This is a genomic window from Methylobacterium sp. J-118, assembly GCF_057836565.1.
Genome location: NZ_JBYQFA010000001.1, coordinates 840,812 through 866,594 on the forward strand (window position 1 = coordinate 840,812; position 25,783 = coordinate 866,594).

At 70.2% G+C, this 25,783-nt stretch carries 24 protein-coding genes and 1 riboswitch; of the genes, 17 read left to right on the forward strand and 7 right to left on the reverse strand.

Annotated features, from left to right (window positions below; all coding sequences use genetic code 11):
* Positions 1-140 precede the first annotated feature (140 nt).
* The 6 genes from AC3IF3_RS04040 (at position 141) to xseA (ending at position 5,857) form a co-directional block, all read left to right on the forward strand.
* Positions 141-404 (forward strand): hypothetical protein, encoded by a 264-nt coding sequence (locus tag AC3IF3_RS04040; protein WP_489219811.1) that lies wholly within the window; start codon positions 141-143, stop codon positions 402-404.
* 117 nt (positions 405-521) lie between these two features.
* On the forward strand, positions 522-779 hold the full coding sequence (locus AC3IF3_RS04045; protein WP_489227398.1) for a DUF6894 family protein: 258 nt from the start codon (positions 522-524) through the stop codon (positions 777-779).
* A gap of 160 nt (positions 780-939) precedes the next feature.
* Positions 940-1,143: a ribosome modulation factor gene (locus tag AC3IF3_RS04050; RefSeq protein ID WP_489227399.1), complete on the forward strand. Its 204-nt coding sequence runs from the start codon at positions 940-942 to the stop codon at positions 1,141-1,143.
* Positions 1,143-2,471 (forward strand): MFS transporter, encoded by a 1,329-nt coding sequence (locus AC3IF3_RS04055; RefSeq protein WP_489231234.1) that lies wholly within the window; start codon positions 1,143-1,145, stop codon positions 2,469-2,471. Before AC3IF3_RS04050 ends, AC3IF3_RS04055 begins: the two co-directional genes overlap by 1 nt.
* Before the next feature lie 181 nt (positions 2,472-2,652).
* Positions 2,653-4,125, forward strand: coding sequence for an MDR family MFS transporter (locus AC3IF3_RS04060; RefSeq protein ID WP_489227400.1), 1,473 nt, complete (start codon positions 2,653-2,655; stop codon positions 4,123-4,125).
* Between the two features lie 49 nt (positions 4,126-4,174).
* A complete protein-coding gene (gene xseA, locus AC3IF3_RS04065; protein WP_489227402.1) occupies positions 4,175-5,857 on the forward strand; it encodes an exodeoxyribonuclease VII large subunit in 1,683 nt (560 codons plus the stop codon).
* Positions 5,858-6,016: 159 nt separating this feature from the next.
* Here xseA and AC3IF3_RS04070 read toward each other — a convergent pair whose 3' ends face one another.
* Together AC3IF3_RS04070 and AC3IF3_RS04075 are read right to left on the reverse strand one after the other, a co-directional pair.
* Positions 6,017-7,495: a PepSY domain-containing protein gene (locus tag AC3IF3_RS04070; protein WP_489227404.1), complete on the reverse strand. Its 1,479-nt coding sequence runs from the start codon at positions 7,493-7,495 to the stop codon at positions 6,017-6,019.
* The gene (locus tag AC3IF3_RS04075) at positions 7,489-9,672 is read right to left on the reverse strand and encodes a TonB-dependent receptor (protein WP_489227405.1); all 2,184 of its coding nucleotides are present in this window, start codon (positions 9,670-9,672) and stop codon (positions 7,489-7,491) included. The genes AC3IF3_RS04070 and AC3IF3_RS04075 overlap by 7 nt, the downstream gene beginning before the upstream one ends.
* A gap of 280 nt (positions 9,673-9,952) precedes the next feature.
* A riboswitch (cobalamin riboswitch) is annotated at positions 9,953-10,146 on the reverse strand.
* A gap of 349 nt (positions 10,147-10,495) precedes the next feature.
* On the opposite strand from AC3IF3_RS04075, the gene AC3IF3_RS04080 reads away from it, so the two are divergent.
* The 4 genes from AC3IF3_RS04080 to AC3IF3_RS04095 all read left to right on the forward strand — a co-directional run bounded on the left by AC3IF3_RS04080 (position 10,496) and on the right by AC3IF3_RS04095 (position 15,614).
* The gene (locus AC3IF3_RS04080) at positions 10,496-12,205 is read left to right on the forward strand and encodes a methyl-accepting chemotaxis protein (protein WP_489227407.1); all 1,710 of its coding nucleotides are present in this window, start codon (positions 10,496-10,498) and stop codon (positions 12,203-12,205) included.
* A 139-nt stretch (positions 12,206-12,344) separates the two neighbouring features.
* A complete protein-coding gene (locus AC3IF3_RS04085; protein WP_489227409.1) occupies positions 12,345-13,316 on the forward strand; it encodes a substrate-binding domain-containing protein in 972 nt (323 codons plus the stop codon).
* A gap of 308 nt (positions 13,317-13,624) precedes the next feature.
* Positions 13,625-13,993, forward strand: a complete 369-nt coding sequence (locus AC3IF3_RS04090; RefSeq protein ID WP_489227410.1) for a HigA family addiction module antitoxin — start codon at positions 13,625-13,627, stop codon at positions 13,991-13,993.
* A 247-nt stretch (positions 13,994-14,240) separates the two neighbouring features.
* Positions 14,241-15,614, forward strand: a complete 1,374-nt coding sequence (locus AC3IF3_RS04095) for an RluA family pseudouridine synthase (RefSeq protein WP_489227412.1) — start codon at positions 14,241-14,243, stop codon at positions 15,612-15,614.
* Here AC3IF3_RS04095 and AC3IF3_RS04100 read toward each other — a convergent pair.
* Complete coding sequence (locus AC3IF3_RS04100) at positions 15,581-16,294, reverse strand: alpha/beta fold hydrolase (RefSeq protein ID WP_489227413.1); 714 nt, start codon at positions 16,292-16,294, stop codon at positions 15,581-15,583. The genes AC3IF3_RS04095 and AC3IF3_RS04100 overlap by 34 nt on opposite strands.
* Before the next feature lie 159 nt (positions 16,295-16,453).
* Between AC3IF3_RS04100 and AC3IF3_RS04105 the strand changes: the two genes are divergently transcribed.
* The 4 genes from AC3IF3_RS04105 to AC3IF3_RS04120 all read left to right on the forward strand — a co-directional run bounded on the left by AC3IF3_RS04105 (position 16,454) and on the right by AC3IF3_RS04120 (position 18,821).
* Entirely contained in the window at positions 16,454-16,813 is a 360-nt protein-coding gene (locus AC3IF3_RS04105) for a hypothetical protein (RefSeq protein WP_243972157.1), read from the forward strand.
* A 52-nt stretch (positions 16,814-16,865) separates the two neighbouring features.
* Entirely contained in the window at positions 16,866-17,531 is a 666-nt protein-coding gene (locus tag AC3IF3_RS04110) for an HAD-IA family hydrolase (protein WP_489227414.1), read from the forward strand.
* Positions 17,532-17,577: 46 nt separating this feature from the next.
* A complete protein-coding gene (locus AC3IF3_RS04115; RefSeq protein ID WP_489227416.1) occupies positions 17,578-18,369 on the forward strand; it encodes an ATP12 family chaperone protein in 792 nt (263 codons plus the stop codon).
* Between the two features lie 137 nt (positions 18,370-18,506).
* The gene (locus tag AC3IF3_RS04120) at positions 18,507-18,821 is read left to right on the forward strand and encodes a hypothetical protein (protein WP_489227417.1); all 315 of its coding nucleotides are present in this window, start codon (positions 18,507-18,509) and stop codon (positions 18,819-18,821) included.
* Positions 18,822-18,840: 19 nt separating this feature from the next.
* Here the strand turns inward: AC3IF3_RS04120 and AC3IF3_RS04125 are convergent, their stop codons facing one another.
* Positions 18,841-19,332 (reverse strand): glutathione peroxidase, encoded by a 492-nt coding sequence (locus tag AC3IF3_RS04125; RefSeq protein WP_489227418.1) that lies wholly within the window; start codon positions 19,330-19,332, stop codon positions 18,841-18,843.
* Between the two features lie 80 nt (positions 19,333-19,412).
* The gene (locus AC3IF3_RS04130) at positions 19,413-19,946 is read right to left on the reverse strand and encodes a hypothetical protein (RefSeq protein WP_489227420.1); all 534 of its coding nucleotides are present in this window, start codon (positions 19,944-19,946) and stop codon (positions 19,413-19,415) included.
* Between the two features lie 137 nt (positions 19,947-20,083).
* Here AC3IF3_RS04130 and AC3IF3_RS04135 point away from each other — a divergent pair, with 137 nt between their 5' ends.
* On the forward strand, positions 20,084-21,472 hold the full coding sequence (locus AC3IF3_RS04135; protein ID WP_489231235.1) for an aminotransferase: 1,389 nt from the start codon (positions 20,084-20,086) through the stop codon (positions 21,470-21,472).
* Positions 21,473-21,926: 454 nt separating this feature from the next.
* Positions 21,927-22,181 carry a hypothetical protein gene (locus AC3IF3_RS04140; protein ID WP_489227421.1) on the forward strand — a complete coding sequence of 85 codons (255 nt, stop codon included), beginning with the start codon at positions 21,927-21,929 and terminating at the stop codon, positions 22,179-22,181.
* Positions 22,182-22,220: 39 nt separating this feature from the next.
* Here the strand turns inward: AC3IF3_RS04140 and AC3IF3_RS04145 are convergent, their stop codons facing one another.
* Complete coding sequence (locus AC3IF3_RS04145) at positions 22,221-23,543, reverse strand: HlyC/CorC family transporter (protein WP_489231236.1); 1,323 nt, start codon at positions 23,541-23,543, stop codon at positions 22,221-22,223.
* A 60-nt stretch (positions 23,544-23,603) separates the two neighbouring features.
* Positions 23,604-25,082, reverse strand: coding sequence for a hypothetical protein (locus tag AC3IF3_RS04150; protein WP_489227422.1), 1,479 nt, complete (start codon positions 25,080-25,082; stop codon positions 23,604-23,606).
* A gap of 299 nt (positions 25,083-25,381) precedes the next feature.
* Between AC3IF3_RS04150 and AC3IF3_RS04155 the strand changes: the two genes are divergently transcribed.
* Positions 25,382-25,780, forward strand: coding sequence for a DUF3775 domain-containing protein (locus AC3IF3_RS04155; protein WP_243972176.1), 399 nt, complete (start codon positions 25,382-25,384; stop codon positions 25,778-25,780).
* Positions 25,781-25,783 lie beyond the last annotated feature (3 nt).

Below are 25,783 nucleotides of genomic sequence, written 5' to 3' on the forward strand. Positions count from 1 at the left end.
ACGGCTCGGACCGTGTGTGTAGTCCCATTATTCGACCCGATCTTTCGGGACTTCATCAGCCAAGTTTGGTATTGAATCGATACAGGGTGCGGCCGGTATCGCCGTCCGTCGCAGGCGCCCTTTTGCGAGGAGACCGGATCATGTCGCTGACCGGGCGGTTCTGGTTTCGGAAATCCTGGACGGGGCGGCTCGTGCTGCTCGTCGAGGAGGAGCGCCCGCGGTGGTTCGGCCGCGGCGCCGGCAAGCCGCGCTGGCGCAATGCCAGGCTCCTCGACTTCGCCGAGCCCGAGTTGCGGCCGCTGATGTTGATGGAGAAGCATCATCGCGCCGGATCCGGGTCCGCTCAGGTGCGCACGCTCCGGCCCGTCCCCACGGCGCCGGACGCGCGGTCGGCCAACAGCTGAGCCGTCCGTGGATCCACCGGTCGACGCCGTTCCCGGCGGCAGGGTGATGCGCCGGACCGAATCGAAGCCCACCTGTACGCGGTGCCCGAGCCGGACACTCCGCCATCGGTGAAGACAATGCCGCACTATTTCTTCCACACGCAGATCGGCGATGAGCGGATCAGCGACACGACCGGGATCGCGTTGCGCGATCCGGACGAGGCCTGGGAGGCGGCGCGCCGCACGATCCGCGCCGCCCTGCGGGACGGCCAGGATCAAACCCGGCTGATGGCCGCGTGCCTGGTGGTCACCGACGCGGCCGGCGACGTGGTGCTGGAATTTCCGTTCAGCGAGGCCGTCACCCTGCCGATCTCGGACGATCCCATCCTGCACTGACGACGGCGCAACCTGCGCCCTACATCGCGGCGGAGGCGTCAGCGCGGCGGCCCAGGTTCCAGGAACCGGCATGCCGCTGTCGCTTTTGATGCGCGTCGCCTTCCCCGGGAGGCCGTCAGCACGGTTTCGAGACGACGTGCCAGCCAAGGACCCGCGCCGAATGGATTCACCCCCCAACGACCTCGACACACACGCGCTCGGCCGCGCCGCCCCCGGGAAGGGTCTGGCCCGGGAGGCTTGCCCCTACGCGGAGGGCACGCAGGCCCGCACGCTCTGGCTCGCGGGCTACGACGAGGCCCTGGCGGATGGCGCCGCGCCGGTCACCGGCGGCATCGCTCAGCACCCCGTCGACGGGGGGCGATGATGGACGCCCGGACCGCCCCGCATCCCGGCGCGACGGCGCACCCGGCTCTCGACCGCAAGTCAGTCGGCGCCGTGGTGCTGGGCAACGCCCTCGAATTCTACGATTTTACGGTCTACGCCTTCTTCGCCAAGCCCATCGGGGCGGCGTTCTTCCCGGCCACCGATCCGACCCACAGCTTGCTCGCGTCCCTCGCCCTGTTCGGCGTCGGCTACGTCATGCGGCCGATCGGCGGCGCCCTGATCGGTGCTTTCGCGGATCGCGCCGGGCGCAAGCCGGCGATGCTGATCACCATCGCGCTGATGGCGCTCGGCATGCTGATCCTGGCCGCCTGCCCGTCCTACGCGGCGATCGGCGGCTGGGCGCAGGTGATCGTCATCGTCGGGCGGCTCATCCAGGGCCTCGCCCTGGGCGGCGAAGTCGGCCCGTCGACCGCCTATCTGCTGGAGGCGGCCCCACCGGATCGGCGCGGCTTCGTGACGAGCTGGCAGATCGCCAGCCAGGGCTGCGCCGCCCTGTTCGCCGGGATCGTGGCCACCATCCTGGCGCTGTCCGTCGGCGAGCACGCGATGGCGGATTGGGGCTGGCGGCTGATGTTCCTGCTCGGTCTCGGCGTGGTGCCGGTGGGCTTGATCATCCGCAGCCATCTGCCGGAGACCGCCGGCGCCGAGGAGGATCCGAACGCCGCCACCTCGACCCTCGCGGTGGTCGGCCGGCTCCTGCGCGAGCATGGTCGCCTGCTGGGGCTGACCTTCCTGGTCATCTCCGCCTCGACGGTATCCAACGCGGTCGGCACCAACATGCCGGTCTATGCCGGCGCGACCCTCGGCCTGAGCGAGACCGCCGCCACCGCGGTGCCGATCGCGCTCGGGCTCGCTTCGGTGGCGTTCCCGCTGCTCGGCGGCTGGCTGGCCGACCGGGTCGGCCGGCGGCCCGTGATGATCTGGCCGCGGGCGGCGATCCTGATCTTGTCCGTGCCGGCCTTCGCCTGGGTGGTCCAGGCGCCGAGCGCCGCCAGCGTCTACGCGGTGACGTTCCTGCTCTCGGCGCTGTCGTCGATCAACGCCGCCGCGGTGATCGTCGGCATCCCGGAGGCCCTGCCCCGGGCGGTGCGCAGTGCCGGCCTGTCGATCGTCTATGCGGTCGCGGTCTCGGTCTTCGGCGGCAGCACCAACTACATGGTGAACTGGCTGATCGCCACGACGGGAGACCGGCTCGCGCCCGCCTACTACCTTGCGGCTTTCAGCCTGATCGGGACAGTCGCCGCCTTCCTGCTGCCGGAGACCCGCGGCCGGGACCTGGATTCGAACAGCGAGGCCGGGACAACCTGATCGGATCGCCCGGTCGGCGCAGCGGAGAAATGGTCCTGAAAGCCGCTCCGGAACGCGCCCATGCGCTTCGGGCGGCTCTCCTGCCTTGCTGATGTGCGCTGCCGCACAAATGTCGCGGCGGAGGCCGCACTGCGCTGCCGGGAAACTGGGTGACGTGCCCGCCGGGGCCTAGATCGGCGCCATGTCGATTCCCCCTCAGACGCGCCGCCCGCTGGTCCTCGCCGCGGTCATGGCGGCGATGTTCATGATCGCCATCGAGGCGACGATCGTTTCCACCGCGATGCCGCAGATCGCCGGGCAGCTCGGCGACCTGCATCTCTACGCCTGGGTGTTCGCATCCTTCCTGCTGACCCAGACGGCCACCACGGTGGTGTTCGGCAAGCTGTCCGACCTCTACGGGCGCCGGCCGGTGCTGATGTTCGGCATCGCGGTCTTCCTCCTCGGCTCCCTGCTTTGTGGACTCGCGTGGTCGATGCCCTCGCTCATCCTGTTCCGCCTGGTGCAGGGCATCGGCGCGGGGGCGATCCAGCCGGTGAGCCTGACGGTGGTCGGCGACCTCTATTCGGCGCGGGAGCGCGGCCGGATCCAGGGCTACCTCGCGAGCGTCTGGGGCATCTCCTCGGTGGCCGGCCCGCTGGTCGGCGGCCTGATCATCGGCCATCTGAGCTGGTCCTGGATCTTCTGGATCAACCTGCCCATCGGTCTGATCGCGGCCGGGCTGTTCCTGCGCTTCCTGCATGAGGGCGTGGAGCGAAGCCGCCGCCGGACCGACGCCCTCGGCGCGGCCCTGCTGACCGCCGCCATCGCGGCGCTGATGATGGCATTGACCGCCGCGGGGGACTCGCCCGCCGCCGCCCTGTGGCCGGGCGTGGCCTTCGTGATCGCCGCAATCCTGTTCGTGCTCCAGGAGCGGCGCGCCCCGGACCCGATGCTCGATATCCGCCTGTGGATGCAGCGCCCGATCGCCACCGCCAACACCGCGACGCTGCTCTCCGGCATGACGGTGATCGGTCTCACGGCCTTCCTGCCGATGTACGTTCAGGGTGTGCTGCGGCAATCGCCCCTGATCGCCGGCTTGACCCTGACCCTGATGGTGCTCGGCTGGCCGATCGGTGCCACCACGGCGGCGCGCAGCTTCGTACGCTTCGGCCTGCGCCCGATCCTGCTGATCGGCGCGGGCCTGCTGCCGCTCGGCGCAAGTGCCTTCATAGCGCTGACACCGGACACGTCGCCGGTCGTGGCGGCCTGCGGTTCGGTCGTGATGGGCCTCGGCATGGGCTTCCTGTCGACCGCCGCCATCGTGATCATCCAGGATAGCGTCGCCTGGGCGCAGCGCGGTGCGGCCACCGCCTCGAACATCTTCGCGCGCAACCTCGGTTCGACCCTCGGGGCCACCGTGCTGGGGGCCGTGCTGAACTATCGGCTCGCGCACCCGTCGAGCGGGCCGGCGGTGGATTCCGACCAGCTCCGGCGCCTCCTCGATGATCCGGGAAGCCTGGGCGCCGGCGGCGACGCGATCCGGGCCGGACTCCAGCACGCGCTCCACGGCACCTTCTGGACGGTCTTCGCGGTGGCGGCGCTGACACTCGTGCTGTCGCTGCTGGTGCCGCGGGTCGCGATCTCGGACGCGCCGCGCGAACTCGCGGTCGAGTAGGCCGGCCCCGGACTTTGACCTTGCGACGCAGGCCGCCTAGCGTCCCGCCATGCCCCTCGTGCCGCCCCCGCGCCCCGCGTCCCAGCCCGCTTCGGATATCCCGCCGACCAGCGTGCTCACCGCCAACCAGCCGGAATGGACGGTCGGCGATCTGGCGGGCGCCCTCAAGCGCACCCTCGAGGACGCGTTCGGGCATGTGCGCCTGCGCGGGGAGATCTCGGGCTACCGCGGGCAGCACGGCTCCGGCCATGCCTATTTCTCCCTAAAGGACGGGCAGGCCCGGATCGACGCGGTGGTCTGGAAGGGCGTGTTCGGGCGTCTGCGCCAGAAGCCCCAGGAGGGGCTGGAGGTGATCGCCACTGGCCGCATCACCACCTTCGCGGGCAAGTCCTCGTACCAGATCGTGGTCGAGAGCCTGGAGCCGGCGGGCCTCGGCGCCTGGATGGCCCTGCTGGAAGAGCGCAAGAAACAGCTCACCGCGGAAGGGTTGTTCGCCCCGGAGCACAAGCGGGCGATCCCCTATCTGCCGCGGGTGGTCGGCGTCGTCACCTCACCCACCGGGGCCGTGATCCGCGACATCCTGCACCGGCTGGAGGATCGGTTCCCGCGGCCCGTGCTGGTCTGGCCGGTGCGTGTCCAGGGCGACGGCGCGGCCGAGGAGGTCGCGGCCGCGATCCGCGGCTTCAACGCGCTGCCGCAGGGCGGTCCGATCCCGCGCCCGGACGTGCTGATCGTCGCCCGCGGCGGCGGCTCGATCGAGGATCTCTGGGCCTTCAACGAGGAATGCGTGGTCCGCGCCGCCTTCGAGAGCGCGATCCCGCTGATCTCGGCGGTGGGGCATGAGACCGACACCACGCTGATCGACTACGTCTCCGATCGCCGCGCCCCGACCCCCACGGGGGCCGCCGAGATGGCCGTGCCGGTCCGGGCCGACCTGATCGCCACGGTCGCGGACCTCTCCGCCCGGGGCATCGGCGCGGTCGGGCGCCGGATCGAGCGCGACCGGGCAGACCTGCGGGCGCTCGGGCGGGCGCTGCCCGGCGCCGACGCCCTCCTGGCGGCCAAACGCCAGCGGCTCGACCTCGCGGAAGCCCGCCTCGCCCCGGCGCTGGCCGCGGGCGCCAGCCGCCACCGCGCCCGGCTCCAGCTCCTCCTCGACCGGATGGCCCGGCGCTCCCCCGACGTGGCGCTGGCCAACGCCCGCGCGCGGTTGGGGCGGATCGATCACCGGCCGTTGACCGCCCTGCGCAACGACGTGCAGCGCAAGGGCGAGGCCCTGGTCCAGCTCGGGCGCCGGCTCGTCGTGGCCCGTGACGCGAGCCTGGAGCGGGCCCGCGCCCTCCAGGCCCGCCGCGCCGACCGGCTGCTCGCCCTGTCCGACCGGCTCGCCCAGGCCGGTGCGCGCGGTGTCGAGCGACGGCGTGACCGTCTGGAGGGCCTGGCGCAGCTCCTGGGCTCGCTCAGCTACCGCGCCGTGCTCGACCGCGGCTACGTGCTGGTGCGCGACGCCGCCGGCCTGCCGGTCCGCCGGGCTGCGGAGGCCGCCGCCGCCGCCCGCCTCAGCCTCCAATTCTCCGACGGGACCGTCGCCGCCGTGCCCGAGGGGACATCCGATCCGTCCCTGCCGCCAAAGCCCGGGCGTCGCGGAAGCACGCCCGCGTCCCCCACGCCCGGACGGCGAGCCAGCGCGCGTGCCGCGGCGACCCGACAGGGATCCCTGTTCGAGGCGTGATCGGGCATTCTCGCCACGGCACGCGCAGGCTGCCGCCATCGGCACGGGATGTCCGGCGGCCCCTCCTCGTCCGCGGCGCGTGTGCCACGGCTGACGTTCGGTCCGGTCGGCTGCGGCGCTTGCGGCTGGGCGACGCAGCAGCCGCTAATCGATCGGCTTTCAGAACCCGCCTGACCTCCCCGGAGCGGACGGGGTCCGCCGCAGCCTGCGCCAGCCCGCAACGATCCCGGTCACCGCGACGGCCGCCGCCAGGAGATTCAGGATCCATTGGCCCGCATCGTGGCGCAGGCGGTTTCCGGTGAGCCCCGGCAGGTCGAGGCGGTGCGGGGCATCGAACAGCCAGCGGCTGATCCGGCCCGAGCGATCCAGCCGCTGCAGGATCCTCCCGTCCCGAGGGTCGATGTGGAGCCAGGTCGAGGCCGGATCGTCGAAGCGCAGGCGCAGCACCGGGAGCGGCCGCGGATCGGCGCAGTGGGGATACCAGTAGGCATCGTAGGCGGAGAGCTGCCTGGCCGCCCGCAGGGAGCCGCCTGGCACAGCCCGAGCGGCCGCACGGGCGATGGTGCCGGCTTCGAGGTGGCCGCCCTCCGCCCCGGCGGCGCTGACGCGCTCCGGCGCCTGGGCGACGATCCACCAGTCTCCCCCGATGGCGGCAAATCGCAGGCTTCGGGTCTCCGGCGTGGCGAAAACCTGCAGCTGCCGCGGGTTGAGCCCGAGCTGCGGCGGCGTTCCGGCATAGGCGGAAAGCAACTCCGCGGACGGCCGGACCGACGAGAACCAGCGGTTCGGGTTCATCGAGATCCAGCCGCTCACGATGAACGCGCCCAGGCCGATCCCGCCCGCGAGGCCGAGCAGGTGGTGGCAGCGCGCGAGCCCCCGATAGGGCGTCACGGCGCCGCCCGCGTAGCGTCGCCGGAGGCGCAGCCGCCAGATCCCGACCGCGAGGCCGCTCAGCGCAACGAGGGACGCGAACCCCGACAGCCAGAGCAGGAGCGTCCGCCACAGCTCCGCGCGGGCGCGCAGGGGCGTGAGGTAGATCCAGTGCGCCACCGAGCCGACCCAGTTCCAGGCCCGCTCAGACCGGGTCGTGTCGAGGGCGATCTCGCCGGTGACCTGAGACACGTAGAGTTCGGTTCCCGCCGGATCGCCGAGGGCAACCTTCAGGAACGGCCGGAGCGGATCGTACCGGGCCGTGACGGTCCACTGGTCGCGCTCCACCGGCTCGGCGCCCGCATCCGAAAAGCCCGCGGCCGCGAGACGCAGCGCCTCGCCGGGTGTCACCGGCCCAAGCCGTTCCCCGGTCCGCGCCGAGACCGTCGCCCGGGTCCCGTCGTGCTGGCTAATCCGGTAGACGGGCTCCGCCCCGCGCAACTCCAGTACGAAGGCCGCGGGTACGCCGACGAGGCCGCCGGCGCGGAGCGCGTCGTCCGGCGCAACCGACACCCGATCCCAGGCGATCGGATCCAGCCGTGCCAGGTGCTCTGTCTCGGTGAGCGTCGGGAACGGCACATAGAGCATGACCAGCCCGGAGCCGATCCACAGGGCGAAGAACAGCCCCGCGGCGATTCCGGCCCAGCGGTGGAACAGGAGCAGCCAGCGCCGCCCCGCCTTCGCGACCCGGCGCGGCCGCCTCACCACGTCACCGTGTAGGCGACCTCGACCGATCTTGGCCGCCCGAGCAGCCAATTGGTTCCCACCCCGTTCGCGGCGTTGCCGCTGATCGCGTAGACTTTGTCGAACAGGTTGTAGACGCGCAGGCTCAGGCGCGATTCCGCCGTCACTTGATGGTCGAGGACGAGGTTGACGAGGCTGTAGGCCGGGCGCCGCGCCGTGTTGCCGAAGTCGCTGTAGACCTGTCCCACATTCTGCAGACCGATCCGCGCGGTCCAGTCGCGGATGGGATCCCAGGTCAGCCAGAGGTTGGCCACGCGCTCGGGCACGTCGATCGGCTGGTTGCCGGCATACGAGACGGTGGCGCCGCTCACGGTCTGGTCGAACCGGTCGTACTGCGCGTGCAGGAGCGCGACGTTGCCGTCGAGCCGCCAGCTTGGCGCGAACCGCCAGCCCAGCGCCAGTTCGAACCCCTGCGAGGATTGGCTTCCGACCTGCGTGGAGAGCGTCGGTTGCCCCGGCACGGCCGAGATCAGGTTGTCCTTGACGATCCGGTAGCCGGCGACCGTCCATTCGAGGGCGCCGTCGAAGGCGAGACCCTTGGCGCCGATCTCGATCTGGTCACCCGTGGCGAGCTTGAAGCCCGCCAGGGACTGCGACAGGGTGATCAGGCTGTTCACCGGGTCGGTGGCGACGCTGTACTGGGCGTAGAGCGCGCTGTCCGGCGTCGGGTTGTAGACGAGACCGAACCGGTAGCCGAGGGCGCGGTAGGTTTTTTCGAATTGCGATCCCGTCTGCAGATCCTCCCGGTGGAGGGTCGGCACGTCGAGGCGCACCCCGGTGAGGAACGACAGCCTGTCGGATAATATCACGCGATCCTCGGCGAAGACCGAGGCCTGGCTCGTCTGGGTAGCGTAGGCCGGCCGCGCTCGACCGTCCTGCGGGAAATAACCGGGATCGTAGCCGGTCAGCGGCACGCTGGTGGTCTGGTCGAAGTAAAAGTTGTTCGTGTGGCGGAAGTCGATGTGGTTCACGTCGAAGCCGGCCACGAACGCGTTCGGCAAGCCGAACAGGCTGCCCTTAAGGCTCGCGTCGAGCCGGTCCCCGACCTGCTCCTGGCTGTGATAGATTTCCAGATCGTCGCTCCGGTCGACCAGCCCGGAGCCGCGGTTGTAGGAATACTGCTCGACGTCGAGCCAATGGCGCCGGCTGGTCAGCCGATAGGCGGTGTTGCGCACCGTGATGTCCGCCGAGGGCGACCACTCGGCCTTGAGCTGGGTCCAGTTGTCGGCCCAGGTGATCTTCGCGTCGCGGACGTTGTAGTTGTTGAACCGGATCAGGTCCGGGATCCGGCCCCCGACGAGCGGCGTGCCCCAGTAGCGCGCCGGCTCCTGGTAGCCGAGATCGTGGCTGAGCGTGAACGCGAGGTCGGGGCTCGGCTGGAACAGCAGGGCGGCCGAGACCGCGAGGTTGCGGAAATCCCCCTCCGGTCGGACCCAGCCGTCGGCGCGGTTGCCGCTGACGTTCAGGCGGTACGCGAAGGTGTCGCCGAACTCGGCCTGTCCGAGCGCCCCGCCGGAATCGAGGGCGAGCCGCGCAACCCCGTCCGTCCCGATGACCGCGCGGGCCGTATTGATCGGCACGAAGACCGGTTTCTTCGGCACCACATTGATCACGCCGCCGATGGCGCCGTCGCCGTAGAGCACCGAGGACGGCCCGCGCAGCACCTCGATCCGCTCGACGTTCCAGGTGTCGAACGGGAAGGTGACGGTGTTCGCACCCACGTAGAAGCGCGTGCCGTCATAGAGCTGCTGGATTGAGTTCGGGCCCGCGAAGCCGCGGGACGTGAAGGCGCCGTTGCCGTTGCCGGGTGCCGCGATCGTGGTGATGCCGGTGGCGTCCTGGGTCACGGCCTCGGCGATCGTATCCTGGCCGCGCAGCCGGGCGGTCTCGCCCGACACGATGTCGAGGCTCGCCGGCGTCTCCAGAGGTGTCAGGCCGATCCGGCTCGCGGTCCGGTCGGGCGTGCGCAGGTTGAGGCCGTTCGGCGTGACGCGGTTCGGATCGCCTTCGGCGCCTTGGACGGAGAGTTCGTCCAGGGTGACGGCCTCCTGCGCCGCGGCGGGATTCGCCAGGAGTGTGAGGAGCAGGCCGCAGACCGGGGCGGACCCGCCGGAGCGGGGGTGATGGATCGATGGGGACATGTCGGGGAAAGGTCCGTGCGCAGCTCCCGCCAGCCTGATCGTCCTATAAGCAACGTAATAACATTGCAATTCCTCGATCGTCTGGATCGCGGACCGCCGACGAGCGCGGGAATGCGTCTTGGGCTCACGGTCGAACGAAACGAGACGGCGGGAACGGACATCGGGACTGGCGTCGCGGGCGCGCTTGCTGTGGCACGTCACCGCGAACGAGGCCTCGCCGACCGTGCGGGCGCACGGGCGTCTCGACACCCGCCAGGACACCCCGCCCGACGCGTTTCGCGTGTGACCACGGCTGACGGCAGGTCTCCTGGCTCACGGGTCACCGCCCTCGCACCGTCTTCCCGGGGATTACCCAGTGACGTGGTGGTGAAGGGCTCGCCGCTTACAGTTGCGGGGGCAGCCACGGCCTCGGGACGGATCCCTCACCGCGTTCCCTTTTGATCCCCGAAGGGAACCGTCGGAAACAAGCTTGGCTGCGCGCGCCTGGCGCGTCAAGCGTCGGGAGTACCCTGCCTGGGGATCCAGCGGCGCGAAGGTGGGTACGCCATCTTCAGCGGACAAACGAATCTGTGCCGTAATTTTATGGCGTCAGCGGAGCACGCATCATTTTTGTGGGTTTTATAGATGCGAATTTAATAGCTTTCCCCGCCATGCAATCCCGTATGTACTTACCAATAGTTACGCATTAAATGCTTAAAGATTATGCATTTTGTCGAAATGAAATTTCTTGTCTCAAAATTCAACCAATCTGTTAGGGTGCGCGCGCTGATGTTGCGTATTATAACCTGACCGAATCGGCACTGATTTTAAGACGGTTACGCGAATGTCGCAAGATGCGCATATTTCGGAAAAAAGATCTATTTTTAGCTTGAGAAAACTGATAGCTGGATCATTCATCGTCCTCTTCATCTTGTCTATGTTGATCGGCATATTCGCGATCAGCCGTGTCGGGCTGATCAACCAGGCCGCACAGTCGGTGGTCGGCGAGATCGATGCCGTGGCCAATCTGGGCCTCATGAACGAGGAGAGCCAGGAACTTCGGGCCCTGGATATCCTCGCTCATAACGCGCGCGGGAAGGATCAGGCGCGGTCTTACGAGGCCCAGCTCGAGACGGCGCAGCAAGCTTTCTCGACGGCTTGGAGTCGCTATGCGCCGACCGTATCCGGCCCGGAGGAGCAGGCGCTCGCACATCGGCTGCGCGAGGCGTGGCAGCATTTTCTGGCGCTGGAGAGCCAAGTGTCCGCGCTCGATCGGGCCGGCGAGCACGCCCTGGCCGATACGGTCGTGTTCGGCGCCTTCGGCGAGGACGCGGAGGCATTCCGGAAAGCGGTCCGCGCGGTCCTCGCCTATCGCCAGACGCGGGTCGCCGATCAGACCGCGGCGACAGACGCGGTCGGCCGGGCGTCGACTCTCTCGGTGGCCGCCGCTCTGGGCATCGTGGCGATCCTGACCCTCATCGTCAGCGGCTTCATCATCCGCAGGGTGGCCACGCCGCTCATGACGATGACGGGCATCATGCGGCGCCTCGCGGAGAACGACCCCGACGTGGCGGTTCCCGCGGGCGATCGCACGGACGAGATCGGCGCCATGGCCGGAACCCTACGGGTCTTCCAGGAGAACATGCGACGGTCCAGAACCATCGAGCAGGAGGCGGCCGAGGCGCGCCTGCAGGCCGAGGCGCAGAGCCGACAGGAGATGGCCGAAATGGCCGGCCGCTTCGAGACGGCGGTCGGCGGGATCGTGACCACGCTCGCCACGGCCTCGACGCAACTGCGCGGGACGGCCCGGTCCATGACGGGGATCGCCAGTGAGACGGCGGTGCAGTCCACCGCCGTGGCGTCCGCGGCGGAGGAGGCCGCCGCCAACGTCAAGATGGTGGCCGAGGCTGCCGGGGATCTCGAGTCGTCGGTCCGCGAAGTCGGCCGTCAGGCCGAGGTCTCGTCCGCCATGGCCAACGGCATCGCCGGGGAGGCCGCGCAGACGGCCGCTTTGGTGCAGGCGCTGAGCGGGGCGGCCGCCCAGATCGGCGACATCGTCGGCATCATCTCGACTCTCGCCAAGCAGACCAACCTTCTGGCGCTGAACGCCACGATCGAGGCCGCCCGCGCCGGGGAGGCCGGACGCGGATTCGCCGTGGTGGCGGCCGAGGTCAAGGCTTTGGCGACCCAGACCGCAGCGGCCACGAACGACATCGCGCAGCATGTCGCGACCATCCAGGGATCCACCTCCGATGTGGTCACGGCCATCGGCGGCATCACCACCCGCATCCAGGACCTGAGTGCGGCGGCGGCTTCGATCGCGGCGGCGGTCGAGGAGCAGAACACCGCCACCCAGGAGATCGCACGCAACATCACCCAGGCGGCGACCGGAACCGGGGAGGTGACGGCCACGATCACCGGCGTCGCGAACCGGGCTCAGGAGGCCGGATCCGCTGCCGGTCAGGTGCTGGAGGCGGCCAATGCGCTGTCCGGGCAGGCGGAGCACCTCGGCGGCGAGGTCGCCCAATTCCTCCGCACCATCCGGGTGGCCTGAAGCCACCGCGCAGCGCCCCGAGGCCGTCGATCGCGTCGCCGGCCGTTCCCGCCCACGGGCCCACCCGCAGAGACATGAGTTCATGCCCGCAAGACCCCAATTCTTAGCCGTCGCATCCTCCCGCCTGAGAGCTTCGGGATTGGCGCTGGTCCTCGGCATCGCCGCGGGTTGTGGCGCGCCCCCCGCCTCCGCCGGGACGATCGGCGTGACGATGGTCCCGCCCGTGGCGTTCTTTCAGTTCCTCCGCGACGGCATCCAGGAGCGCGTGAAGGCTTATCCTGGCCAATCCGTGCTGTTCGCCCATGCTGAAACCGGGGATGGCGCGAAGCAGATCGAGCAGATCAAGGCCTTCATCCGCGACAAGGTCGAGGCGCTGATCGTCCTGCCAGTGGAGGCCGCCGCCACCGCGGAGATCACTCGGCTCGCGCAGGATGCCGACATCCCCCTGGTCTACGTGAACAATGGCCCGCGCGAGGACTGGTTCGCCGGGCGGGTCGCGCTCGCCCTCCCGAACGACCTCGTGGCCGGACGGCTGCAGATGACCATGCTGGCGCAGATGATGAACGGCCAGGGACGGCTCGCGATCATCCGGGGGCCGGCATCCCACTCGGCCTCGGCCCTGCGGACGCAAGGGGTGAAGGAGGTGCTGGCGGGCTTTCCCGGCATCACGGTCGTCGAGGAAGCTGCGGCGGACTGGGACCGCAAGCGGGCCGCGTCCCTCGTGGCGAAATGGCTGGCCGACGGCCGGACGATCGACGCGATCGCCGCCAACAACGACGAGATGGCGATCGGCGCGGCGGACGCGCTCGAAGCGGCCGGGATTCCTCTGGGACAGATCCTGATCGGCGGCGTGGATGGGACACTCGACGGCATCGAGGCGATGCATCGCAAGCGGATTCACGTGACCGTGTTCCAGGATGCGGCCCTGGAGGGCGGACGCGCCGTCGACGATGCCGTCAAGCTGATCCGGCATGAGCCGGTCCAGCAATACGATTGGATTCCCTTCGACCTCGTCACCGACCGGACGCTGCCGCGCTATCTGCGGACATGGGCGTGCGGCACCTGCATGGACGACGCGCCACGCGGCGAGCGCCCGACGGAAGGACGGTAGATGACGGATCCGGGATCGCGGAGATCGGCCCGGAACCGGTCCAATTCCTCATCCTATGTGTTTTCGAAAAAATATTCGCCATTATATCAGCATATTGTATCTTATCAATGAATATAATAGCGATGTAAAACAGACTTCTATAGTAATTATACAATATAAAAAACATGGAACGAAACGCGTTCTGCCGCGTAAACCGTGCGGTCCTTGGCGGTCACATGTCGGGATGTTGAAGACCTCTTGATTGCGTCCGCCAAGCTCCTGTCGGTCGACCGGGATATGGCCGGTCGGTATCGCGTGAGGAGCGCGCAATGCACACGACGTATCGACTGGAAAATCCTGGTCATCCGGGGGGTTTCGTGCGTCGGCAGATCCTGGAACCGCGCAATTTGACGGTCATGAGCGCCGCCAGCAGGCTCGGCGTTCCGCGCCAAGTCCTGTCCGAATTTCTCGCGGAGAAAACCAGTCTCACAGCCGATCTGGCTCTGCGGATCGAAATCGCGTTCGGATGCGGGATGGAAAGGCTGATGGAGATGCAGACGCGCTTCGACATTGCCCAGGCGCGGAAGAACGCGGGCGCGATCCGCAATGAGCTCGCGGCCACCTGCGCGGACACGGGCAGCCATGGACCCGACGAGCGGCCTCAGCCGATCATCAAGCGCGTTTACGCGTCCAGGTGATGCCGCCCCCCAAGGATGGGTAGCGGTGAAGCCGAAACCGCCCGCCTCGGAGGGCCGATCGGCGCGGGGATGAATGCGCTCTTCCCCCTGAGGCGGGTTGAGGCGAGGGCCCGCGGCGCCCGGCGCCTTTGCCGCTGCGCCTCCGCGATGATAGAGCCCAGCGACCCCATAGGTCCGGACGTCCGCGACGCCGCGGCCGATGCGCCCGGACGTTCCGTCCGAAGCGGAGACGGGTGCTGGCGGAATCATGACGACACGACCACCCCCCCGCGGCGGCTCGAAGGGGCGCAGGCCCCCGGCCGGCAAGTTCCAGGCTGACGGGCGTGCCCGCACCGGCCCCCGTACCTCCGCCCGCGATGCCGCCGAGCGTGCGGCCCGGAACCGCGGCGACGATGCCGGCGCGCGCGATCCCTGGACCGCGCAGGGTACCCCCCAGGCGGCCGCGAAGCCGAAGCCCCGCGTCGCCTCGGGCGGCCCGCCCGGGCGGCCCGCCCCTGCGCCGGCCCGTGCCAGATCCGCCCCCAGACCGGCCGCGAAGCGCCCCGAGGCTCCGGTCCCGCCCCCTGCCCCGCCCGCCGGACCGACCCGGCGCGAGCAGCGCGCCGCCGCCTCCGCGACCCTCGCCTCGGGCGTGCAGACCCTGACGGTCGAGCCGGACGAGGCCGGCATGCGCATCGACCGCTTCCTCACTGCGCGCTTTCCCCTCCTGCCCTTCACCCGGGTGCAGAGCATCGTCCGGAAGGGCGAATTGCGGGTCGACGGCAAACGCGCCAAGCCCAACGACCGGCTGGAGCCCGGCATGAGCGTGCGCGTGCCGCCGCTGCGCCTCGACCAGCCGACCGAGCGCCCGCGCAATGCCGGGCGCGACCAGGACGACGCCGACTTCATCCGCTCGCTGATCCTCTACGAGGACGCCGACATGATGATCCTGAACAAGCCCTTCGGCCTCGCGGTCCAGGGCGGGTCGGGGACGGTCCGGCACGTGGACGGGCTGCTCACCGCGCTGACCGGGCCCGACGGCCAGAAGCCGCGCCTCGTGCACCGGCTCGACAAGGACACGGCCGGCTGCCTGATCGTCGCCAAGACCCGGCTTGCCGCCGCGACCCTGGCCAAGAGCTTTCGCTCGCGCGCCGCGCGCAAGATCTACTGGGCGCTCACCGCGGGCGTGCCGCGGGTCCGCCAGGGGCGGGTCTCGACCTACCTCGCCAAGGAGGAACTCACCGACGCCGACGCGCGCATGCGCGTGGTCAAGCACGGCGACGAGGGTGCGAGCCACGCCCTGACCTACTACGCGATGGTCGATCAGGCCGCCCAGAAGCTGTCCTGGCTGTCGTTCAAGCCGGTCACCGGGCGGACCCACCAGCTGCGCGCCCATGCGGCCCATATCGGCCATCCGATCGTGGGTGACCCGAAATATTTCTCGGTGGAGAACTGGGAATTGCCGGGCGGCATCCAGAACCGCCTTCATCTGCTCGCCCGCCGGATCGTGATCCCGCACCCGCGCACCGGCCGGCCCGTGGACGTCAGCGCGCCGCTGCCGCCCCACATGGCCCAGAGCTGGAACCTCCTGGGCTTCGACGCCGCCCGCTACGATCCGATCGTCGAGGCACCGGAGGCCTGAGCCAGCAGCCACGGCACGATCGCATCCGCGAGGGCGGCGGGGGCTTCCAGGGGCAGCATGTGCCCCGACCCGTCGAGGACCGTCAGCACCGCGCCGGGGATGCCGGCCTGCCGTTCCCGGGCCTCGTCGGGGCCGCGCAGGGCGTCCTGGGCGGCCGCCACGACGCGCGTCGGGCAGGCGATCAGGCCGAGCCGCGCTTGGTCGGAGTCCCGGGCCTGCCCGGCCTGACGCAGGAAGACCGGGCCGCCGAGCCGATCGCCCATCCGCCGGATGCGCGCGATCAGCGCGGCATCGCCGGCCCGTTCCGGATGGACCGACTGAAGGATCGCCGACCGGCTGAGTCCGGCGAAGCCCCGACGGCGGACATGGTCGACCGCGGCGGCCTTCCGCTGCGCCTGAGCCGGCGTGTCGGCCCGGGCCGAGGTCGCGATCAGCACCAGCGCCCGCACCCGTTCCGGCGCGCGCCGGGCGATCTCCCGGGCCACGCAGCCGCCCATGGAGAAGCCCACGAGGGCGAATCGGTCCGGCGCCGCGGCGATCGCCCGATCCGCCATGGCGCGGATCGTGGCGTCCCGACTGAGGTCGCCATGCGCGAGCGGCCCGACCTGTGCGAGTCGGTCGGCGACATCGGACCACAGATCGGCATCGGTCATGAAGCCGGGGAGCAGCAGGAGGTTCATCGCCGGACTGTCTGTCCGCTTCATCGCGGGTGAAACGCGGGCCATGATGGCGAGTCTCATCGGGCGGATACCTTGGCAACCGGTCGCCCCGCCTCATATGCTCCCGCGCGCCGCCGATCCGAAGCGGCGCTGTTCCCCGGCGGTTCGAGACCCTGACGTATGAAGCACGCGCTGCTGGCCTGCCTCGCTGCCCTGTGCCTCGCGGGGTCGATCGCGCATGCCGCCCCGGGCGAGGCGTCCAAGCCGGCGCTGCCGGCGAACGGCGCCCCGCCGGTCGAGACGGCGACGCCGCATCCGGCCGCTTCGCCCGGCGAGGCGGCGTCGCGACAGACCGTCAGCGCCCGGGTGGAGCGCCGCCGCCGGTCCTACGCGGCCTGCAACCGCGCCTCGCACCAGCGGGGCCTGCGCGGCGGCAAGAGGCGGCGCTTCCTGATCCGCTGCCGGCTCGGCTACGAGCGGACCCGCAGCCAGGCGGGACAGCCCGTCGGGCAGCCGACCCAGCCGGGCCGGAAGCCGTGACGCGGTCCTACGATCCCCCGCCGCCCGGACGGCCGCCGACCCGAATCCGGCGATGAGGCTCGTCGTGTTCGACGTCGACGGAACCCTCGTCGACAGCCAGCACCTCATCGTGGCCGCCCAGGGGCTCGCCTTCGCGGAGAACGGCCTGCCCGCTCCGGGGCGGCGGGAGGCGCTGTCGGTGGTGGGCCTGTCGCTGCCGCAGGCGTTCCGCCGCCTCGTTGGGGAGGACGGGCCGATCGCCGAACTCTCGGAGAGCTACAAGCAGGCCTACAACCGGCTGCGCCTCGATCCCGCCTACGAGGAGCCGCTGTTTCCCGGGATGGCCGACCTTCTGGCCCGCCTGAAGGCCCGGGACGATATCTTGATCGGCCTGGCCACGGGCAAGTCACGCCGCGGCGTCGACCGGCTGGTGGCGCATCACGGCTGGACGAACTGGTTCGTCACCACGCAGAGCGCCGACGACGCCCCGTCGAAGCCCGATCCGGCCATGCTCGAGCAGGCCATGGCCGAGGCCGGATGCACCCCCGACGCCACAATCATGGTCGGCGATACCACCTTCGACATCGCCATGGGCGTCGCGGCCGGCGCCGCTTCGGTCGGGGTCGCCTGGGGCTATCACCCGCCCGAGGCGCTCTATGGGGCCGGCGCCGCGACCGTGGTGCCGAGCGCTGGCGCGCTGGAGGCTCGGCTCCTCGAATCCGCGGCGGCGCGATCCTGATGCCGGGAGGCTCGCTTGCGGGCCCGGGAACGCCTATCTCGCACCCATGAGCGATGAGACGACAGATTGGCTCGGCCGACCGGGCGCGGACGAGAAGCCTGACCCGATGCGGGCTGCCCGCGGCCATGCCAAGCCGGCCCTGCCCCAGCGGTTCTACAAGCAGGCCGGCGTCTCCGAGGGGCCGGAGGGCTTCCGCCTGACCCTGGACGGGCGTCCGGCCAACACGCCGGCCCGCAACCCGCTCCGGCTTCCGACCCGGGCTCTGGCCGAGAAGGTCGCGGCCGAATGGGATGCCCAGGAGACGCAGATCGATCCGGCGCGGATGCCCCTGACCCGCCTCGCCAACACGGCCATCGACGGCGTCGCCCCCCGGCTGGACGCGGTGGCGGCCGACCTATGTGCCTATGCGGGCACCGATCTCGTCGCCTACCGGGCCGGGGAACCCGACCGGCTGGTGGCCGCGCAGGGGGCGGCCTGGGATCCGGTCCTCGCCTGGGCCCGGGAGGCGTTCGGCGCCCGGGTGATCCTCAGCGAGGGCGTGATGCACGTGGAGCAGCCGCCCGATACCGTGCGGGCGCTCGCGGCCGCGGTTACGGCGGAGACCGATCCGTTCCGCTTGGCCGGCCTGCACACGCTGACGACGCTCACCGGCTCGCTCCTGATCGCGCTGGCGGTGCTCCGGGGTCACCTCACGCCGGCGCAGGCCTGGGCGGCCGCCCATGTCGACGAGGCCTATCAAGCGGAGGTCTGGGGCCGGGACGCCGAGGCGGAGGCCCGTCTCGAAGCCCGCCGCGCCGAGTTCGAAGCCGCGGCCGACTTCGTGGAGGGCCGCCGCTGAGCGGCCTACCCTACGGCGGCCGGGCCCGGCCGATGCACGCGCGCAACAAATCGAAACTTGCGAGGCGTGCCCGGTGTCGTCGGCTGACACGCGGTGGAGACCGATTTAAAGTCTGTCCCATCACGTCCGGGTCGACCATGTACGCCGATCAGCCCATTCGTTGCAGGTTCGAAGGCGAGATGACCTCGCTCGTCGCGCGTATGCAATCCTACGGCGATGCGCGTGATCGCTATGCCCTCTTCGACGCCCTGAGGGATCTCGAAGATCGGGCCGTCGCCGGGGGCGCCCCAGTCCTGACCTTGCGCAAGATTGCGGAGGTCCGCTTCCTCGTGGGGATCCTGCGCGAGGCGGTCCGCCCCTTTCCGGTGGCCTCCTTGCGGACTGTGCTGCGCGCGTGCGGCCCGAGGGGTGCGTCCGGGGGCGCGGCAGCGGTCGCGGTCGGGGGGATGTAGGATTGCGTTCGGACCGGCCTCACACCGGCTCCGACAACGCCGCCTGCAGCTTCGCCTCCAGGGCGGCCGGCTTGATGCCGGGGGCGTAGCGGGCGATGGCTCGGCCGTCGCGACCCACCAGGAACTTCGTGAAGTTCCACTTCACGGCCCGCGAGCCGAACAATCCGGGCCGGGTCCGGGTCAGGTGATCGAACAACGGCTCGATCCCGGGGCCCTTCACGGCCACCTTGGCGAGAACCGGAAAGCTGACGTCGTAGGTCAGGCTGCAGAATCGCTCGATCGCGGCGGCGTCACCAGGCTCCTGGGCGCCGAACTGGTTGCAGGGGAAACCCAGGACCGTGAGGCCCGCGTCCCGATACCGCCGCCAGAGCGTTTCGAGCCCCGCATATTGCGGCGTGAACCCGCAGCGGGAGGCCGTATTCACGATGAGCAGCGCCCGACCGCGATGCTGGGACAACGGGTAGGGCGTGCCGTCGGCGGCGGTGACGGTGAAATCGTGAACCGTGGTCATGCGCGATCAGTCGGGCAAACCGACCCGCGCCGCAAGGATCGCCGTACCGCACCTGCCGCGCCATCGGGCCGGACCCGCACTCAGGTGGGGGCCTTCTCCACGTCGAAGGTCAGACCCTGAGGCGTCATCCGCTCGCGGGAGACGATGCGGTCCGCGGCCGACATCACCCCGAGGCTGACGTCGCGGTCGGGCAGGACGACGGTCGTGCTCTTGTTCACATGGACCAGCACGTGCCGGCGCTGCGGCACCGAGGCGACGGCCCAGCGCTTGAGCTGCGCGTAATAGGGCTCGCGCCGCCACGCATTCGCCTGCCCGGGATCGACCTGCACGTTCATGTTGCGGGTGAGCGGATCCAGGGCCAGCACCATCTTGGCGCGGTCGGGCTTCCATTCCGGCCCGAGCCAGCTCTCCGTCATCCACAGGCAGTGGAAGGCCCGGCAATGGTCGGGGCGGGTGGCGTGGATCGCGCAGCCCTGTCCGGCCCGCGTATGGCGGCACCACGTACCCGCCACGCTCTCCACCGCCGGCACGTCGTAGACCTTGCAGCAGAGCGTGCAGGCACCGCAGCTGCGGCCTGGAGCGGGCTGGGCCACGAAGGTTTCGGGATTCAGCATGGGTCGTGCGTCGCCAGGCACCGTCGCTTGCGGCATGCGTCCGGCAACGGCCGGACGCGGTTCCGACGGGCTACCTGCCGGTGCTTCGGGTCGGTAGTGTGGCGGTCGATCCCATCGGGATGAGGACCTTGCAGCCGATGCTCTCGAATCTCGCGACCCGCGACGTCGAAACCCTGCTTCACCCCTACACCAACCTGTCCACGCACCGGCAGGTGGGCCCGCTGGTTCTGGAGCGCGGCGAGGGCGTCCACGTCTTCGACGCGGAGGGGCGCTCCTATATCGAGGGCATGTCGGGCCTGTGGTGCACGGCGCTCGGCTATTCGAACGCCGAACTCGTCGAGGCGGCCCGGGCGCAGATGGCACGGCTGCCGTTCACGCACCTGTTCTCGGGGCGCAGCCACGATCCGGGGATCGAGCTCGCCGAGACCCTCAAGGAGCTGATGCCGGTCCCGACCGCGAAGATCTTCTTCACGTCCTCCGGTTCGGAGGCGAACGACACCCAGGTCAAGCTGACCTGGTACTACAACAACGCTTTGGGGCGTCCGCAGAAGAAAAAGATCATCGCCCGGCAGAAGGGCTATCACGGCGTCACGGTGGCGAGCGCCTCCATGACCGGCCTGACGGCGAACCACGCCGATTGGGACCTGCCGCTGCCGGGCTTCCTGCACGTCGCCTGCCCGCATTTCTATCGGGGCGCCCAGCCGGGCGAGACCGAGGAGGCCTATTCGGCCCGGCTCGCCGCCGAGCTGGAGGAGACGATCCTGCGCGAGGGCCCCGAGACGGTGGCGGCCTTCATCGCCGAGCCGGTGATGGGCGCGGGCGGGGCGATCGTGCCGCCGCGGGGCTACTTCCCGGCGATCCAGGCGGTGCTGGCGAAGTACGATGTCCGACTCATCGCCGACGAGGTGATCTGCGGGTTCGGCCGCCTCGGCACGTGGTTCGGCAGCGAGGCCCTGGGGATCAAACCGGACTCGATCTCCTTCGCCAAGGCGCTCACCTCGGCCTACATGCCGCTGGGGGGCGTGAGCATCGACCCGGCGCTCGACGACGCCCTGGTCGCCCAGAGCCAGAAGCTCGGCACCTTCGGCCACGGTACGACCTATTCCGGTCACCCGGTCGCGGCTGCGGTGGCGCTGAAGGCGATCGAGATCTACCGGCGCGACCGCGTCATCGAGGGGGCGGCCGAGAAGGCACCGCACTTCCAGCGCCGTCTCTCGGCCCTCGCCGATCACGCCATCGTCGGCGAGGCGGGCGGCCTCGGTCTGATCGGCGGGCTGGAGATCGTCGCCGACAAGGGCAGCAAGCGGCAATACGATCCGAAGGCCGGCGTGGCGGCCCGCTGCGTGACCTTCGCGCAGGGCGAGGGGCTGATCGTGCGGTCTCTCGCCGGCGACCGGGTCGCGGTCTGTCCGCCGCTGATCATCACCCCCGACGAGATCGATGCGCTGTTCGACCGCCTCGGCCGGGCCCTCGACCGCACCCGCGACTGGATCCGCGCCGAGGGGCTGGAGGCGATGCCGGGCTGAGGCGGTCGCACGCCGCGGGCTCGGGGCTGATCCGGAGCGCCCCGGCGGAGGTGCCGCTCAACCGCGTCGACCTTCGATGGCTAGGTTGATGGCGAGGGTCTCGACGAACAGGCGGGCTCGCGCAGCTTCTACGGGCTCGTGGCAGTATTCGTGGCGATTCTGACCCTTCTCCTCGCCCGGATCGTGCCGCGGCGTCAGCCGGCCCGGACGACCGCCTCCTTCAGGCTGCTCGTCTCGCTATGGGCGCGGCTCGAACGGGAGCCCCTCCTTCGACGCTGCGCGCTCAACCAAGCGCTCTGCATGGGAGCTTTCGGCGTCTTCTGGACATCCGTCTCCCTTCGGCTCGCACTGCCGCCGTTCGATCCGAGCCAGACCGGCATCGCGGTGTTCGCCCTGGCCGGCGCCGTCGTCGCGTCGATCGCCGGTCGCGCTCGGCACCCTGATCCTCGCGGCCGTGATCCTCGATCTGCGCATGATCCGTGATCAGACCCACGGCCGGCACGCGATCAACATGCTGCAACCGGAGGCCCGCGGCAGCCGCAACGGGTTGTTCACCGGCCTATTCTTCATCGGGGCGGCGCTCGGGTCGAGCCTGTCCGGTCTCGCATCGGTTTACGGCGGCTGGGCCGGTGTTTGTGCAGTCGGCGGGCTGTTCGGCACCTTGGCGCTGGTTCTGTCGGTCACCGAAGGGCCTGGGCTTCAAGTCTGAGATCCCGCTCGATGCAGACTTTGCCCGCGTGCGGCGCAGTCAACCCGCGCCGCGCTGCGCTTCCGTGAGTGCTGCCGCCTGGATCCCCGCGGGGGTGAGCGGCGTGATCCGCAGCGTCGTGATCCGGTTCTTGGTCTTCCGGATCACCTGGAACCGGAAACCGTGGAAATTGAAGGCGGTGCCCTGGTCGGGGATGGTCCGTGCCTCGTGAATGACGAGGCCCGCGATGGTGGTGGCCTCCTCGTCCGGCAGGTTCCAGTCCATGGCCCGGTTCAGGTCGCGGATCGGGACGCCGCCGTCGACGTTCACCGAACCGTCGCCCTGCGGCCGCACGCCGGAGACCGTGACGTCGTGCTCGTCGGCGATCTCGCCGACGATCTCCTCCAGGATGTCCTCCAGGGTCACGAGGCCCATGACCTCGCCGTACTCGTCGACCACCAGGGCGAAATGGGTCTTCTTGGTCAGGAACGCCTTGAGCTGGGCGCGCAGCGAGCTCGTGCCCGGCACGAACCACGTCTCCAGGGCCAGCGCCTCGACCTTGAGCCCCGAGGCGTCGCCCCCGGCGGCATCGAGCGCCCGGAGCAGGTCCTTGGCGTGGAGCACGCCGACGATATTCTCCGGCGTCCCCCGCCACAGGGGCATGCGCGTATAGGGTGAGGACAGCACCGCCCGCACGATGTCCTCGGAGGGCTGGTCGGCATCGATCGCCCGCATCTTGGTGCGGTGGACCATCACATCGGACACCGACAGGTCCGACAGGTCGAGCAGGCCGCCGAGCATGTCGCGCTCGGCCTTGGCGACGCCGCCCTCCCGGTGCATCAGCGCCACCTGGCCGCGCAGTTCCTCGGCGGCGGTGAGGATCGACTGGTGCTCGCCGATGGTGACGCCGAACGGCTTGAGCATCAGCCGCACGAGGTGCTCGATCGCGATGGCGGCCGGGCCCATGATCGCCACCGCGAAGGCCACGGGCCGGGCGGTGAGCAGGGCCGCCTTGTCGGGCTTGGAGATGGCGAGCGTCTTCGGCAGCACCTCGGCGAAGACGATGACCAGCACCGACATGCCGACTGTGGCGTAGATCACGCCGTTCTTGCCGAACAGGGCCGTGAGCACGCTCGTGGTGAAGGCCGAGGCGCCGATCGCCACGATGTTGTAGCCGATCAGCATCGCGCCAATGAAGCGCTCGCGAATCGCCAGGATGCGGTTGACGATGGCGGCGCGCGGGTCGCCCGCCTGTTCCAGGGCGTGCATCCGGGCCCGGGAGGCAGCCGTGAAGGCAGTCTCGGCGCCCGCGAAGAAGGCCGAGAGCAGCAGCGAGATCACCACGATGCTCGCGGCGAACCACAGGTCGATATGGGTGTCCATCGGTTCCAAGAGGCACGACTCGTGCGGCGGGAAGGCCGCCCATATAGCGGGTCGCGCAGCTTATTGCGCGCCGATCCGGCGCACCGTCCACGTCGCCCAGTAGACCGGCCGGCCGTAGAGGCTCGATGTGTCGCGTCCGGAGGCGGTGGGCGCCAGCCGGTCGAGCCAGGTCAGGAACCCGGCCTTGCCGGGGTAGATCGACGGCGTGTCGAGGTTGCCCTGCGCATCCGTCATCCAGAAATGGGCGCTCCGGTCATAGCGGCCGCTGCCGTCGCCGCCCGAGCGCAGGCCGAGATAGGCCGGCGAGCGGCCAGCCTCCACCGGATCCGCGTAGAGCGTGAGGGCACCGATCCCGTCGAGGTTCATGTCGGTGGTGTATTGCAGGCAGATATCGGCCACGGGACCGCCCGGCGCGTTGGCGGGCCGCTGGCAGGTATAGGACACCGCCCAGCGCTGCATCCCCTTGGCCCGCGCCACCCGCACGAGGCTCCCCGGCGGCAGCGGCCCGGCAAGCTTTCGGGCCGTGGACCACACCTTCGGGCCCGACAGGTCCTGCGCGGTGCGCAGGTAGAGCGCCGTACGCCGCTTCTCGGGGGCGAGGCCGCAATCCTCCGGCAGCACGTCGGTGTAGACGTAGTGGTAGGTGTGATCGACGACGCTGATCGATCCGGCGAGCCCGTGCGTCTCGAAGGCCGGCGCCGTGCAGGCGGACGCCACCGGCTTGCCGGCCTCGTCGATCACCGCCGCGGGATTGGGCGGCTCCCTCCGGCCCGAACCGGGGACGAACGGGGTCCAGGCGAGGCCGTAGCCATCGGCGGTGCGGGTGCGGATCTCGAAGCTCTGGAAGTCGAGGGTGCGGGCCTCGATCTGTACCCGGCGCCGGACATCGGCCGGTCCGTCGGCGGGATCGTCCCGGTCGGACGTCCGGCGGCCGCGGCGGCCCTGCGTCTGCGTGTCCGAGTCGTCGGCCGCGGCGACCCGTTCCTGTCCGAGCAGGAACACGTAGCTGTAGGCCTCGCCGGCCCAGTCGCGCCCCGCGACCGCGATCGGGTCGCGCGGGCCGATCCCCTCGGCGGCCGGCGTCGGCTCGGACCAGCCGCGGGACCGCCCGCGCGCCTCGGGCAGATCGACCCAGAACCGGTCGGCCGTGGGCGGCAGCGTCGTCACCAGGGCCTCGAAGGTCCGGCCGGTGCGCAGCGAACCGCCGTCCCGGCTGTCCGTGGCGCGCCGCTCCGGACAGGGCTCGTCCCGGCGGGATGCGATCGGAGTCTGACCCTGGAACAGAGTCTGGATCGGACCGGGCGCCTCGGCGCGGGGGAGCCGCAGGATCTGGACGCCGCGCACGAAGGCGCAGGGTGCGGGCGCGATCAGCACGCCCTCGGCCTCCGAGCCGTCCCGGCAGATCTCCAGCCCACCACCCCCGGTGACGAAGCAGCTCGGCGCGCCGCTTTCCATGCCGGCGGGACGCGCCGCGACGCTGTCCGGCGCGATCAGCGTGGACACCACCAGCGCCCCGAGCCCCCCGAAGATCGGGATCAACACGCGCCACGCGGCGGCGCGCCTGAACCTGCCATCATCGACTTGGGAATGAACGGTATCGGCAAGCGATATTCGGGCCGTCTTCTGAGAAACCACGTCTATCGCCAGCATCGATCCGATCGTCGAAAAAGTTTTCCCGGCTCTAACCCACGGACGTCGGGCCGGGAAGTGGCGCGGACCACGCATGCGGCCTTCGATGGGGATGGGGATGGGGATGGGGCGAACCCGTCGCCCGCTCGCCCGTTGTCGCGGCTTGAGGGCCCGGCGGGCCCGACCCATTCACGTCCGGAGATCAGCGCATGGATATCCCCGTCGAGACCGTCACCGACATCGTCATGCGGTTGCGGGCGATCGAGGTGAAGGAGGGCGACACCGATCCGGATTCGGGTTCGAACCCGATCGACGACGGCTCCACCGACGTCCTCGTCGCCGGCACCGACGATGCGACGGAATCCGAGGTGCGCGGCGTGATCGCCGGGCTCGACGATGATTCCCGCGCGGAGCTGCTGGCCCTGCTCTATGTCGGGCGCGGCGACATGGAGCCGGAGGAGTGGGGCGAGGCGGTGCGCTTCGCCCGCGAGCGCGAGGCCGCCGGCGAAGGTGCCATGAAGGAACTGCTCGGCTCGCCCGATGCCGGAGACCTGCTGGAAGAGGGTTTGGACGCGATGGGGCTGAGCCCCGAGCTTCCGCAAGCCTGAACG

What these genes read in the sequence shown, in the direction of transcription:
- AC3IF3_RS04135 (WP_489231235.1), top strand. Translation starts at nt 20,084, where the DNA reads ATGCTCTCGAATCTCGCGACCCGCGACGTCGAAACCCTGCTTCACCCC.
- AC3IF3_RS04055 (WP_489231234.1), top strand. Translation starts at nt 1,143, where the DNA reads ATGGACGCCCGGACCGCCCCGCATCCCGGCGCGACGGCGCACCCGGCT.
- AC3IF3_RS04050 (WP_489227399.1), top strand. Translation starts at nt 940, where the DNA reads ATGGATTCACCCCCCAACGACCTCGACACACACGCGCTCGGCCGCGCC.
- AC3IF3_RS04105 (WP_243972157.1), top strand. Translation starts at nt 16,454, where the DNA reads ATGAAGCACGCGCTGCTGGCCTGCCTCGCTGCCCTGTGCCTCGCGGGG.
- AC3IF3_RS04045 (WP_489227398.1), top strand. Translation starts at nt 522, where the DNA reads ATGCCGCACTATTTCTTCCACACGCAGATCGGCGATGAGCGGATCAGC.
- AC3IF3_RS04115 (WP_489227416.1), top strand. Translation starts at nt 17,578, where the DNA reads ATGAGCGATGAGACGACAGATTGGCTCGGCCGACCGGGCGCGGACGAG.
- AC3IF3_RS04090 (WP_489227410.1), top strand. Translation starts at nt 13,625, where the DNA reads ATGCACACGACGTATCGACTGGAAAATCCTGGTCATCCGGGGGGTTTC.
- AC3IF3_RS04145 (WP_489231236.1), bottom strand. Translation starts at nt 23,543, where the DNA reads ATGGACACCCATATCGACCTGTGGTTCGCCGCGAGCATCGTGGTGATC.
- xseA (WP_489227402.1), top strand. Translation starts at nt 4,175, where the DNA reads ATGCCCCTCGTGCCGCCCCCGCGCCCCGCGTCCCAGCCCGCTTCGGAT.
- AC3IF3_RS04095 (WP_489227412.1), top strand. Translation starts at nt 14,241, where the DNA reads ATGACGACACGACCACCCCCCCGCGGCGGCTCGAAGGGGCGCAGGCCC.
- AC3IF3_RS04120 (WP_489227417.1), top strand. Translation starts at nt 18,507, where the DNA reads ATGTACGCCGATCAGCCCATTCGTTGCAGGTTCGAAGGCGAGATGACC.
- AC3IF3_RS04080 (WP_489227407.1), top strand. Translation starts at nt 10,496, where the DNA reads ATGTCGCAAGATGCGCATATTTCGGAAAAAAGATCTATTTTTAGCTTG.
- AC3IF3_RS04125 (WP_489227418.1), bottom strand. Translation starts at nt 19,332, where the DNA reads ATGACCACGGTTCACGATTTCACCGTCACCGCCGCCGACGGCACGCCC.
- AC3IF3_RS04060 (WP_489227400.1), top strand. Translation starts at nt 2,653, where the DNA reads ATGTCGATTCCCCCTCAGACGCGCCGCCCGCTGGTCCTCGCCGCGGTC.
- AC3IF3_RS04110 (WP_489227414.1), top strand. Translation starts at nt 16,866, where the DNA reads ATGAGGCTCGTCGTGTTCGACGTCGACGGAACCCTCGTCGACAGCCAG.
- AC3IF3_RS04075 (WP_489227405.1), bottom strand. Translation starts at nt 9,672, where the DNA reads ATGTCCCCATCGATCCATCACCCCCGCTCCGGCGGGTCCGCCCCGGTC.
- AC3IF3_RS04100 (WP_489227413.1), bottom strand. Translation starts at nt 16,294, where the DNA reads ATGAACCTCCTGCTGCTCCCCGGCTTCATGACCGATGCCGATCTGTGG.
- AC3IF3_RS04040 (WP_489219811.1), top strand. Translation starts at nt 141, where the DNA reads ATGTCGCTGACCGGGCGGTTCTGGTTTCGGAAATCCTGGACGGGGCGG.
- AC3IF3_RS04130 (WP_489227420.1), bottom strand. Translation starts at nt 19,946, where the DNA reads ATGCTGAATCCCGAAACCTTCGTGGCCCAGCCCGCTCCAGGCCGCAGC.
- AC3IF3_RS04155 (WP_243972176.1), top strand. Translation starts at nt 25,382, where the DNA reads ATGGATATCCCCGTCGAGACCGTCACCGACATCGTCATGCGGTTGCGG.